We start from the raw sequence: 12,025 nt of genomic DNA, 5'->3' as shown, positions 1-12,025 counted from the left end.
TAGTTCATCGTTTTCATCCCTACTTTTATCATAAGTGATTATCCGAACATGATATTATGTGTACAGCGTAACCTTTTAGGAGAAAAGTTTATGCATTTGAAAAGCGCTTTAACCATCAAAAATCGCCAAAATCATTATCTATACTCAAGCTAATAGTCCAATTTTCTCGCACTAATTCGCTGTTATCATCAACATCAGGCAGCGTCTCGTAGACAAAGAATTCGTAAAGAGTGAATAAGTCCTAATTCACTCAATCTTGCATTTTTTTAAACATCTGTTACATTACTTTACAGACAGTTACAACTGCTACAACACTTGAACCTTGGAGTTATGCTCATGTCAGGCTTTAAGAATCTTGCGCCTATTGTTTCAGAAGATCCTAATGCTGTGCGTTTTGGCTTCACTCCTCAGAGTGAAAATTGGAACGGTCGTCTTGCAATGATTGGTTTTGTATCTGCGATTTTGATTGAAGCTTTTTCTGGTCAAGGGCTACTCCATTTCTGGGGTATCCTCTAAATTGGCGATGCAGGGTAGAACGGTTGTACTACCCTGCAAAACTCTCTATATTCCACGCAAGTCATTCGTTTCTAACATCTGGCAGCTATTGCCATTGGTGCAAAATACCAGATTTTTCCGGTTGAGCCAAAATATAAGTGAATAATTACTTTACATTGAATATGTATAGCTAAAACTCATGGAACTACCCCAACGCGTATCAGTCCGCTACAAAGACGCGTCCTTTAACACCAATGAAATCCGCTTGAGAACTTTTCGGCTTGGTTTGCAAATATGGGATGAACAGACCAAACCCAGAAAAACAGAGCTTTATCAGTTTATATCGTCTTGCTTGAAACAAGTTGACCGCCAAGATCGTTTTATGTTTTCTCTATTGTTCATAGAATTAACAGACCTCATACGCAACTCTTCTCTGGAAAGAGGAACAAAAGAGGTTCTGATTAAAACAGCTTTTAGAGAATTTGCTTGTGCAATAACAGATTTTGAAGACGTTGCCAAATAAGGTTAGTTATGGGGATGCTGGAATTGCGTAAGCGTAGGCATCACCCGAAAGTCAGCTAACCTAATCGAGTAGGATATCTATAAGTAAACAGAAACAGCTTTCCAATCGGATTAGTTTTTTCGCTAAATGCGCGGATGGGTAGGTGTTGGAGAAGGGGAAACTACAAAAATAGCTGAATTGCCGTATATGCAAGGATTTGAGGGCTTTAGTATCTTGAAGCCATCCGCGCACCTTATATAGACTGACTTTCAGCTATTTACAGTTAGCACAATTGCCACTCCTTATGTTATGATTTTCAGATTTCCGCTATTGAACCTTGAAAACCAAATAACACAAGGCTTTTAGAAGCCTGCGATCGCAATCAACTAAAATCCCTATTAGGGATTGAAACGAGATATTTCTCAATTCCCTTTTTTATTAGGTTTATCGCAATCAACTAAAATCCCTATTAGGGATTGAAACACAGATTCACATACGATCCAATGTTGGCACTGATCGCAATCAACTAAAATCCCTATTAGGGATTGAAACCAGGATTCGGTAAATAGCTTGGCGCTAAACCACATCGCAATCAACTAAAATCCCTATTAGGGATTGAAACTTTATAATCTGCGGTGACATTGGTATTTTTAATTTAATCACAATCAAGTAAAATCCCTATTAGGGATTGAAACGAGAAACAATTCTGCTATTTAACTCAATATTGGATTATTGCAATCAACTAAAATCCCTATTAGGGATTGGAACGAAGTCTACTGAGAGCTACCCTCTAAAAGATAGTATCAAAAATTACAAATATTACTTCAAAGGTCATTCCACATCCAGCTTGAGGGCTGTGATATTATAGGAGACTGCTGCATACATTTAGAAAAACAAGAAACCGAATCGACCATGGCCCTCACGCAACTGCGGAAACAAGAAATAATTTCCAACTACCAAGTTCACGAAACTGACACTGGCTCGGCCGATGTCCAAGTTGCTATGCTAACTGAGCGCATTAACCGCCTCAGCGAACATCTCCAGGCAAATAAAAAAGACCATTCTTCCCGGCGGGGACTGTTGAAGCTAATCGGTCAGCGCAAGCGTCTTCTAGCTTATATATCGCAAGAAAGCCGGGAAAAGTATCTAGCTTTGATTGCTCGTCTCGGTATTCGTGGATAGGACTACCGCTTATGTCTGCTGAAGAATCTGAACGCAGTCGTTTGCCCTTTGAACCGAACAAAAAGCGCCAAAAACCCGCAAAAACTCAAAGTAAACCCGCTGCACAGCCCTCAGAATCCGTCAAACAGGCTGAAAAAAAAGTGGTTTACACCAAACAAGAGATGGCAATTCCCCAAGTCGTCAGCCAGCGGATGATCCGACGGGTAGCTGGGTTCTGTGGTGTACCAACAGCTTTGGGCATTAGCGCCTTGGTTGTTAGTTATCTGCTTGCTATCTACTCCGACATCCGACTACCTCCCATCGCCGTGTTATTGGTGAATATGGGATTATTTGGTTTGGGGGTTTTAGGGATAACTTATGGCGTTCTCTCTGCCTCTTGGGATGAAGAAAAAGTTGGAAGTTTGCTGGGTTTGGGTGAGTTCAACACCAATTGGGGACGAATGGTGGCAGCTTGGCGCGAAACTCGGCAAAAAAACTTATAATGAACAGCGCTCAGGTATTAAGTAACTGTGATATTGGGTAAATGAAAAAGTGAATGTTGAAGTTGAAATTTTATAACTTCAACATTGCTAATTAAAATTATATAATCCTTTTTATACCCCATATCTAGTTATTTAGCAGTAAAAGTACTGACTGAGCGCTACATTTTGTCTATTTATTTTGTAAACAAACTTTATCTTTAACTATTTGTAATTAGGCCAATAGGCAACAATAAAGTTAACCTATTTACAGAAAATTTTACTCAATTAATTAATCAGGAACTTTCAGATGATTATAGTAATGAAAACTGGTTCCCCAGAGGCGGAAATAAACCGCATTGATGAGGAATTAACTAGCTGGGGGCTAACTCCAGAAAAAATTGTTGGTCAACACAAAGTAGTTATTGGTCTAGTAGGTGAAACCGCCAACTTAGATCCACTACAAATTCAGGAACTTAGCCCCTGGATTGAGCAGGTGTTACGCGTAGAACAACCTTACAAGCGAGCTAGCCGTCAGTACCGCCACGGCGAAGCTTCGGATGTGGTGGTTAATACTCCCAATGGAGCGGTGGTATTTGGCGAACACCAGCCTTTGGTAGTCGTTGCCGGCCCCTGCTCCGTAGAAAATGAAGAAATGATTGTGGAGACGGCACGACGCGTCAAGACTGCTGGAGCCGCATTTTTGCGTGGAGGAGCATACAAACCCCGGACTTCACCTTATGCCTTCCAAGGACACGGCGAGAGTGCCTTGGATTTGTTGGCAAGGGCACGGGAAGTCAGCGGACTTGGGATTATTACAGAAGTGATGGATGCCGCAGACCTGGATAAAATTGCCGAAGTTGCTGATGTAATTCAGGTGGGGGCAAGAAATATGCAGAATTTCTCTTTGCTCAAAAAAGTGGGAGCGCAGCCGAAACCAGTTTTGTTGAAGCGGGGAATGGCAGCGACTATTGAAGATTGGTTGATGGCAGCCGAGTATATTTTGGCATCTGGTAATCCTAATGTAATTTTGTGTGAAAGGGGAATACGCACCTTTGACCGTCAGTATACGCGAAATACACTGGATTTATCAGTAGTGCCCGTGTTGCGAAAACTGACTCACCTGCCAATTATGATTGACCCCAGTCACGGCGTAGGTTGGTCTGAGTTTGTACCTTCAATGGCAATGGCTGCGATCGCAGCTGGTACAGATTCCCTGATGATAGAGGTTCACCCTAATCCTGCCAAAGCTTTATCCGACGGGCCCCAATCTCTGACACCAGACCGTTTCGATAACTTGATGCAAGAATTGGCAGTAATTGGTAAAGCGGTGGGACGCTGGCAACAACCAGCAGTTGCTTTAGCTTAAAATTCAGTTGCAACGTCAGGACTAAAGTCCTGATAAATCAAATTCTCCCAAAATTGGGAGAAGAGGAGCCAATTAAAAAGTCCCTCTCCCAAGCTTGGGAGAAGGATTTAGGGTGAGGGCTAAAGTCTATTGTAAATATGAAATAATGCCCCTTTAGAAATATTCTAAAGGGGATTTTTAAAGACTAACTAAAGCTATGAAAAAAGAAATCTGCAAAAAATATTGATGAACAATATTTTTTGCAATTGTAAGACTTTTTATCTATATACAGAGCGAGCAGGTATCCAGCGGCGACCACGATTTGTTTGCACCCAACGTCCAGGAATCACTATTCTCCTTCTTGCTTGAACAGGGGTACGAACCCTAACTCGCACTGGTCTTCTGATTACTCTAGCTGGAACCGATCGCCTAACTGGTCGTCTAATCTGAGCATCGGCTTGAAAAGGAATAAAGGTAACAGCAATTGGTAAAATCAGCGCTGCACTAGCAAGCATTCTTTTAATACTCATTCGCAAACTTCCCTTTTATGATATTGACATCAAAGAGATTAATAGTTGCCCAAATATTAATCTCTTTGACAAATAAATACTAGGACTGAAAAGAGCTATACACTAGTGAAAAAAGTAATTGTTTGAACCATGACTAATGTCATAGATAAAAAATGTAAATATGACTCTGCTATTGAATACAACTATTTTTCCAAGGTAAAACTGCTAATACCGAAAACTCCGATTTTGATGTTTGTGGTAGTGCTTACCTGACTGCAATACGGTTACTGCAACTCAATTTTGCCACCAGAAAAAAAGGGACGAGCAAAATACCCATCCCAGAAAATTCACTTTTATTCAATTGATAGCAAAACGTTTATTGCACTTGGGTTTGGGTGGGGAAAGCACCAGGTTGCACAGCGATGTTAAGATTCTGCCCATTGCGACGTAATTCCATACGTAAATCGCTCCCGACTTGGCTATTTTCTACTGCCCTTTGGACACTGCTGGCATCTGTGACTGCTTGACCTCCAAGCGTTTGGATCACATCACCAGCACGTATCCCTGCTTTAGCAGCTGGTGAATTTGGTATAACTTTTACAACTAATACACCTTTATCTTCATTCACACTCAAACCGCTATTGGGATCTGAGTTGATATTTTGTTTTAGCTGAGGTGTTAACCCCACCATCTGAATTCCCAAGTAAGGATGTTCTACTTTACCTGTAGCTATTAGTTGACTGGAAATGCGTTGTGCTGTGTTGATAGGAATAGCAAAGCCTAATCCTTGTGCCCCTTGAATAATGGCTGTATTCATGGCAATTACCTGGCCACGAGAATTTAGCAGGGGGCCGCCAGAGTTACCGGGATTAATTGCGGCGTCGGTTTGAATATACTCTACTCGCTTATCGGGAGCGCCGATTAGATTGCTACTGCGTCCGGTGGCACTGATAATTCCGGTAGTTACTGTATTATCTAATCCAAGGGGGTTGCCGATCGCGATCGCCCATTCTCCGGGTTGTAGTTGATCTGAGTTACCCAAGGCTACTAACGGGAGATTATCTGCCTGAATCTTGACAACAGCAACATCGGTCAGCTCGTCTTTTCCTAACACCTTACCTTTAAAGCTACGCCCATCTTTGAGTGTAACTGTTACGGTATCAGCACCATCAACTACGTGGGCATTGGTAAGAATACGACCATCAGCACTAATAATAAAACCTGAACCAGTACCCTTTTCTACGCGATTCTGTTGTTCTGGCATTTGAGAGCCAAAAAAGCGTTGGAAGAATGGATCGTTAAATTCATCTGGTATCTGGGTTTTTACGGTTCGGGAAGAGTCAATTCGTACCACAGCGGGCCCTACCTTTTGCACCACCTGGGTAACAAAATTAGGATCTGTGGCTGCTGGTAATGGAGGAGCAGCATTTACTCGACTTACTGCCAAATTAGATGCATTTTCAGACACCTGTTGAGAGTGTCCAGCCATATAGCCGCCTGCCAATGTCATACCTGATCCCAGCAGCACCAGCGATAGAGAGGCGGCAGCCTTTCTCCAGGTTTTATGATATTTGGCATCAGCAGTGTTATGTAAAATGCTATTTGATGGGTGTTCTCTGTCGCGAGATTCGTTTTGCATTGCTGTCTGGAAGGATATTTAGATGTATTACTAATGTAGATATGATTTGTGACAGTTTTGTTGCGAAGGTATTGCGTTGTTGTGAAAGCTTTGGTATTTTATTGAACCGTATTGGAATATAGTCATTCGTAGAGACGCACATCGCTGCGTACTCTTTACCAAACTTAGTGCCTCGGCTTAGAGTAAATTAAGAATTACTCAGTATTTATGTACTTGGGTTTGAGCAAGGCCTCTTGTGGGCGGTTTTTCAACTCAGAACTCAGCACTCTTCATCATGCCTGAAGGAATAAAAATGGCAGAGGGAAAAATCTTACTTAAACCTGGCACTTTATGGACAAGTGTTAAAGAACGAACTGAATATGCTTTGCAATGCGGGGCGCTACTATCGATTCCGACAGAATTTGAATTTGTTGAACAGGATGGTGTGCGCTTTTTGGTACGGATTTTGTCTAACCTGAATCGCAAAAAAGCGGCTAAGAAAAAACAGGAAAAACAATCTGCTACTGCTGGTGAAGAGTTTAATCCTTTTTTGCCCTACGAAGAAGATTTATTTGTGGCGGATATCTCCGATACCCATGTATGTATTTTAAATAAATTCAATGTTGTAGATTATCATCTGCTAATCATCACCCGTGGTTTCGAGGAACAAGAAAGCTTACTCACCCTGGAAGATTTTACGGCTATGTGGGCGTGTTTAGCTGACTTCGATGGTTTAGCATTTTACAACAGTAGCAAAATCGCAGGTGCTAGTCAGCGACACAAGCACTTACAGTTAGTGCCACTACCACTTGCCCCTTCAGGGTTGCAAATACCGATTGAAGCTTTGCTAACATCAGCACAATTCCAAAACTCGAATGCAACTTTAGCAAAACTTCCTTTTGTACATGCTTTCGCACCATTAAATTCTAATTGGGTGCGATCGCCATTGGCAGGGGCCCAAGCAACACTAGAAATTTATCGCACTTTGCGTCATGCTGTGGGTTTAGATGACAAGCAATCTGGTGCTTACAATCTGCTAGCGACACGAGAATGGATGTTAATCGTACCGCGATCGCAGGAGCATTTCCAATCTATCTCTGTGAATTCATTAGGATTCGCTGGTGCGCTGCTGGTGCGAAACGCAGCAGAAATGGAGATTCTCAAAACCCAAGGGCCGATGACTATCCTGAAAAATGTTGCTGTATTTCTTAGATAATGTCAATTTAAATCATTCTCAAGTGTTAGTGTTTCCCAATCTAAATCTGATGCTATTTGAGCAAGTTTATCTAAATCAGTCAGATTATCTAGATAGGGTAAGCAGCCTAAAACTGGCGTGTTAGTGAGTGATTGAATCAATTGAAATGGCGCCCAGTCGGCAATTTCTGCATCCGTTCGGGGTTGTACGCAGTTCAACACAATGCCTTTGAGATTGACGCGCGATTGTCTAGCTAATGCTACATTCGCCACTGCTTGAGCGATCGCACCTAATCTCACTGGTACTACCAATACTGTTGGTAAACGCCATTCCCCCGCCAAATCAGCTACTGTTAATTCCTCGGTTACTGGCGAACCTAAGCCTCCCAAGGCTTCTACAAGCACAAAATCACGCTGCGATCGCAGTTTAGATAAAGCTTGCCAAACTACTGCTAAATCTACTCGGCGATTTTCCCGTGCTGCTGCTATAGGAGGAGCCAGAGGTGCTTGAAAGTATAAAGGTGTAATTTCTTCAGCAGATTGTTCTAGCGCAAATAGCTTTTGATACCACTCGCGATCGCCAACCCCCGATTGAATCGGTTTCATGATTCCCCAGCGACGTTGCGGGTAATATTTTTGCCAATAAGCTGCTAATGCTGTTGTTAAAACAGTTTTACCAGCTTCCGTATCAGTTCCAGTAATTAGTAGTGTGTTTAACATTAATTTCTTTGACCAGAGAATGGTTGGGTTCCATCAGCCGGCGGAAAAGTTGGCGCTTCAGTTGTGTTCGGAATTGGTAAGGGTGTCTCTGTGGGAATTGGCAAAGGTGTTTCTATGGGAAGTGGCAAGGGTGTTTCTGTAGGAATTGGTAAGGGTGCTTCTGTGGGAATTGGCAAAGGTGTTTCTGTCGGTGTTGGTTTGACTGGTTTTTCTAATGCAACATTGAGATTGTAATTGCTTTCGGCAACTCCTGAAAGTAGAGTTAACTCAATAGTATATCTACCAGTAACCAACAATGTACCTTGATAAAATGTGACTTGTTGGGCAGTACTCTCAATTGGTTGTCCATTGGGACTTAAGATTGTTAGCAGAATGCTGCTTCCTGGGTCAATAAACGTGTTTAATTTAGCACCTTCTCGCCCAAAAAAGCTGTACTGAATGATTTGATTTGCTTTAAGAGTACCTTCAACCGTGATTGGGTTAGATGATGTCAGCTTGAGGCGCTTAGTAGATATAACAGGTTGATCGTTAGTAAGTGTGGGTGTGGGTGTAGGTGTGGGTGTCGGCGTGGGTGTGGGTGTGGGTGTGAATGTAGTACCGCTAGGAATTACTGGTGAAGGGAAATTTTGTGGAAGCGTTTCATCTGGTGTTTTTGACTGACCGCGGATAGAACTAACTAGTGCCCAAGAACCAAATCCTGCTACGATCACGACAGCAATGGCAATGGCGGCGATCGCTAACGGATTATCCAAGATTGAGCTAGTGGAACTTGGTGGAATCACAGGATCGGGTTTCTTGGGCGAAGCTGCTGGTGCTACTAAGTCAGGACGGCGACTAACTGCCATTGTCTGCAAGTTAGACACATTCACATTTGGAAGATTGATTTCGTGTAAAGGTTGTAGTGCTTGAGATACACTAGCAGCACTTTGATAGCGATCGCTCGGTATATGATTCAACATTCGATTCAACACTACAGCAAATCGCGGGTTCACTTTTACCCACCGTTGCCAATTCCAAGTTAGTTGGTTTTGATCGAATAGATCCTTTGGTTCTTTACCAGTCAGCAAAACAATTGCGCTTACCGCTAATGCATACAAATCACTACTAGGATAAGCTCCCCCTGTTTGCATTTGTTCGCTGGGAGAGTAGCCTAATTTTCCTACGGTGGTTTTTGGTATGGGACTATCTGGCGATTGTAAACGCGTTGCCAGTTCCTTCACCACCCCAAAGTCAATTAACACAGGTTTAGCGTCACTATCTCGCAAAATAATATTTTCTGGCGAGATATCCCGATGAATAATTCCTCGACTGTGAATATGCTCTAAAACAGGCAACAACAACTCTATCAACTGTAATACTTCGGCCTCTGTGAAAGTTTTACCCACAGCTTGACGTTCAGCCAGCAGAGTGCGGTACGTCTGACCTGCAATGTAGTCCTCCACCAAAAATAAGCGTTGGTCTTGCTCAAATCTTTCCCGGAATTTCGGCACTTGTGGATGTTCGATTTGATATAAAATGGCAGCTTCTCGGTGAAAAAGCTCTTGTGCCCTCTCCCAATTCAAAGCCGACCCTGCTGTTGAATTCAATTCCTTAATCGCGCAAAGTTCGTTAAAGCGCCTCTGGTCTTCTGCCAGATAGGTTCTACCAAATCCTCCTTGTCCGAGAATTTGAATTATCCGGTAACGGTTTTGCAAGACAGTGCCAACTGTAATCGGTGGTTGCATGATCGGTTGATTGAGTGTAGTAGCAACTGAGGAGATCACCCACAAAGATTAAGTCCAGGAGGCGACGGACAGTTACCTGCGGCAATATTCTACTATACCCAACAAGTACACTCCACCAGAGCAAGGTTTTTCCTACTCCACAACTTAAGAGTCCCCAATCTTCCATTTAATTTCTCTTTCTAGAAAAACCAGAGATTTGGAAATATGCAAAATTAACTTGAGAATCCAGATTATACAAATCATTCTTCTGTTTTTCAATCAATTCTTGGGGAAATTGAAGAAGAATGCAGAATTCAGAATTCAGAATTCAGAATCAAGATCGAGAATGATTCCTTTAGCACTAAAAATCAATATTTTGTCAATTTTTCTGCTATTCGGCTATTTACCAAATTTATTCGAGTGGCGATCGCTCCAACATCCAAAACTATCATCCGTCTGAGTCGCAGATTGTAGCCGATATGCAGTATTGCTGCACCCACCTGGAGCGATCGCAACCACCTAAAAATTAGAGCAACATCCAACAGTACTAATTTTATTCCGGCAGCAATACGGATACGAACTAATTCAGCAGCAATTGGTAGCTTACACTTGACAGGATGCTCAGGTTCAGGTTCAACATTTACAATATTATTGATATTGAACAACTTTTCTAGATTTAATTAAAAAAATTAAGTAAAAATGTTTACATGAATTTACTTAGATAAGATTATTTTTATTGAGTAATGTTCTAGCATCAAAAAAAATATCTTTATTTAATATTTATTTAATATTTATTCAAACTTTATCTAAAAATGTGCTTATATGTGGAGTAATTTTGTCTACTGCTAGCCTCTTCTGGGCTTTTTATGATTGTCATTTTTGTCAATGCGTAAGTCATAGAGTAATAAGCTACCCTTTGACTACTTAGTGATAGGTGCTATACTGTGTGAGGACAAACTCTTTAATATCACTAAAGTTGTCAATGCTTTACTGTCAGCTATCAATGAGGTAATTAGAAGAACCTACCACACCAATAATGTTTAAGCAATTAGGGTTATTTACCTCAACCAAAAAATTGAACTATAGACCTAGTGCATTAACTTGATGTCAGTTAAGCTATCAATAGCTTGTTTGCCAAGAAAACTAGATAATTAGCGAATAATAAATTTATGCAAAAATGTTTAAATTTTGTATGGAAGCTTCAATAAAACTTACAGATGTTTTTTTAGGCTATTTCTTGGTTAAATCTATTAAATCTTTAATGATAATATTGCTATGAATGCACATAGAGGATCTGCTGTGCTCAGTTCTGCTACTTTCAAAATGCAACCATCTGCAACAGGACTGAACGATAATCATCGCCTGCGGCTGTTTTCTGGCTCTGCCAATTTACAACTGTCTCAAGAAGTCGCTCGTTATCTGGGCATGGACTTGGGACCAATGATTCGCAAAAGATTTGCGGATGGAGAACTTTACGTTCAAATCCAAGAATCGATTCGGGGTTGTGATGTCTATTTAATCCAGCCATGTTGTCAACCCGTCAACGATCATTTGATGGAATTATTGATTATGGTTGACGCCTGTCGTCGAGCTTCTGCGCGACAGGTAACGGCAGTAATTCCCTACTATGGCTATGCTCGTGCCGATCGCAAAACAGCAGGACGAGAGTCAATAACCGCCAAGCTGGTTGCTAACTTGATCACCGAAGCAGGTGCCAACCGCGTTCTAGCAATGGATTTACACTCGGCGCAAATTCAAGGCTATTTCGATATTCCCTTTGACCATGTTTACGGTTCTCCAGTATTGCTGGATTATCTAGCAAGCAAACAACTGCCAGACTTGGTAGTTGTTTCTCCCGATGTTGGTGGTGTAGCACGAGCTAGGGCATTTGCGAAAAAACTGGGTGATGCTCCACTGGCGATTATTGACAAACGTCGTCAGGCCCATAATGTCGCAGAAGTGTTAAATGTCATTGGCGATGTTAAAGGCAAAACGGCAGTGTTGGTGGATGACATGATCGACACTGGGGGTACGATCGCAGAAGGAGCGCGATTACTGCGTGAAGAAGGAGCGCGTCAGGTATATGCCTGTGCAACTCATGCGGTATTCTCTCCACCAGCGATGGAGCGGTTGTCTAGTGGCTTGTTTGAGGAAGTCATTGTCACCAATACCATTCCCATACCAGAAAACAATCGTTTTCCGCAACTAGTGGTGCTGTCAGTAGCTAATCTGTTGGGAGAAACGATCTGGCGAATTCATGAAGATACTTCAGTCAGTAGTATGTTCCGCTAACTAC

The 12,025-nt window shown here is 41.9% G+C and carries 12 protein-coding genes and 1 CRISPR repeat array; of the genes, 7 read left to right on the top strand and 5 right to left on the bottom strand.

Translation table 11 applies throughout. The annotated features are described in order from the left end of the window. The first annotated feature begins 336 nt into the window (after nucleotides 1–336). The 5 genes from HWQ42_RS31965 to aroF all read left to right on the top strand — a co-directional run bounded on the left by HWQ42_RS31965 (nucleotide 337) and on the right by aroF (nucleotide 4,006). The gene (locus HWQ42_RS31965) at nucleotides 337–516 is read left to right on the top strand and encodes a chlorophyll a/b-binding protein (RefSeq protein WP_292819239.1); all 180 of its coding nucleotides are present in this window, start codon (nucleotides 337–339) and stop codon (nucleotides 514–516) included. A 178-nt stretch (nucleotides 517–694) separates the two neighbouring features. Further along, the gene (locus HWQ42_RS31960; protein WP_292738173.1) at nucleotides 695–1,018 is read left to right on the top strand and encodes a hypothetical protein; all 324 of its coding nucleotides are present in this window, start codon (nucleotides 695–697) and stop codon (nucleotides 1,016–1,018) included. A 354-nt stretch (nucleotides 1,019–1,372) separates the two neighbouring features. After that, nucleotides 1,373–1,765: a CRISPR direct-repeat array (repeat unit 37 nt; unit sequence ATCGCAATCAACTAAAATCCCTATTAGGGATTGAAAC). A gap of 144 nt (nucleotides 1,766–1,909) precedes the next feature. After that, the gene (gene rpsO / locus HWQ42_RS31955) at nucleotides 1,910–2,179 is read left to right on the top strand and encodes a 30S ribosomal protein S15 (RefSeq protein ID WP_094348354.1); all 270 of its coding nucleotides are present in this window, start codon (nucleotides 1,910–1,912) and stop codon (nucleotides 2,177–2,179) included. A gap of 11 nt (nucleotides 2,180–2,190) precedes the next feature. Next, nucleotides 2,191–2,661, top strand: coding sequence for a PAM68 family protein (locus tag HWQ42_RS31950; RefSeq protein WP_292819236.1), 471 nt, complete (start codon nucleotides 2,191–2,193; stop codon nucleotides 2,659–2,661). Between the two features lie 286 nt (nucleotides 2,662–2,947). Further along, the gene (gene aroF / locus HWQ42_RS31945; RefSeq protein ID WP_292819233.1) at nucleotides 2,948–4,006 is read left to right on the top strand and encodes a 3-deoxy-7-phosphoheptulonate synthase; all 1,059 of its coding nucleotides are present in this window, start codon (nucleotides 2,948–2,950) and stop codon (nucleotides 4,004–4,006) included. A 257-nt stretch (nucleotides 4,007–4,263) separates the two neighbouring features. Here aroF and HWQ42_RS31940 read toward each other — a convergent pair whose 3' ends face one another. Both HWQ42_RS31940 and HWQ42_RS31935 read right to left on the bottom strand, forming a co-directional pair. Further along, nucleotides 4,264–4,515: a hypothetical protein gene (locus tag HWQ42_RS31940; protein ID WP_292819230.1), complete on the bottom strand. Its 252-nt coding sequence runs from the start codon at nucleotides 4,513–4,515 to the stop codon at nucleotides 4,264–4,266. 355 nt (nucleotides 4,516–4,870) lie between these two features. Beyond that, the gene (locus tag HWQ42_RS31935) at nucleotides 4,871–6,133 is read right to left on the bottom strand and encodes an HhoA/HhoB/HtrA family serine endopeptidase (RefSeq protein ID WP_292819227.1); all 1,263 of its coding nucleotides are present in this window, start codon (nucleotides 6,131–6,133) and stop codon (nucleotides 4,871–4,873) included. A 292-nt stretch (nucleotides 6,134–6,425) separates the two neighbouring features. On the opposite strand from HWQ42_RS31935, the gene HWQ42_RS31930 reads away from it, so the two are divergent. Continuing rightward, nucleotides 6,426–7,328 carry a phosphorylase gene (locus HWQ42_RS31930; RefSeq protein ID WP_292819242.1) on the top strand — a complete coding sequence of 301 codons (903 nt, stop codon included), beginning with the start codon at nucleotides 6,426–6,428 and terminating at the stop codon, nucleotides 7,326–7,328. A 2-nt stretch (nucleotides 7,329–7,330) separates the two neighbouring features. Here the strand turns inward: HWQ42_RS31930 and bioD are convergent, their stop codons facing one another. From bioD to HWQ42_RS31915, 3 genes are all read right to left on the bottom strand, one after another. Further along, on the bottom strand, nucleotides 7,331–8,026 hold the full coding sequence (bioD, locus tag HWQ42_RS31925; RefSeq protein ID WP_292819225.1) for a dethiobiotin synthase: 696 nt from the start codon (nucleotides 8,024–8,026) through the stop codon (nucleotides 7,331–7,333). After that, entirely contained in the window at nucleotides 8,026–9,750 is a 1,725-nt protein-coding gene (locus HWQ42_RS31920) for a serine/threonine protein kinase (protein ID WP_292819222.1), read from the bottom strand. Before HWQ42_RS31920 ends, bioD begins: the two co-directional genes overlap by 1 nt. A 347-nt stretch (nucleotides 9,751–10,097) precedes the next feature. Next, the gene (locus HWQ42_RS31915; RefSeq protein WP_292819219.1) at nucleotides 10,098–10,394 is read right to left on the bottom strand and encodes a hypothetical protein; all 297 of its coding nucleotides are present in this window, start codon (nucleotides 10,392–10,394) and stop codon (nucleotides 10,098–10,100) included. Nucleotides 10,395–11,004: 610 nt separating this feature from the next. Here HWQ42_RS31915 and HWQ42_RS31910 point away from each other — a divergent pair. After that, complete coding sequence (locus HWQ42_RS31910) at nucleotides 11,005–12,021, top strand: ribose-phosphate pyrophosphokinase (RefSeq protein ID WP_292738189.1); 1,017 nt, start codon at nucleotides 11,005–11,007, stop codon at nucleotides 12,019–12,021. The last annotated feature ends 4 nt before the right edge of the window (nucleotides 12,022–12,025 follow it).

Source organism: Nostoc sp. JL23 (assembly GCF_017115065.1).
GTDB lineage: Bacteria > Cyanobacteriota > Cyanobacteriia > Cyanobacteriales > Nostocaceae > Nostoc > Nostoc punctiforme_A.
The sequence above is the reverse complement of the archived record's forward strand: the minus strand, read 5'-3'. Positions and strand labels throughout refer to the sequence as shown.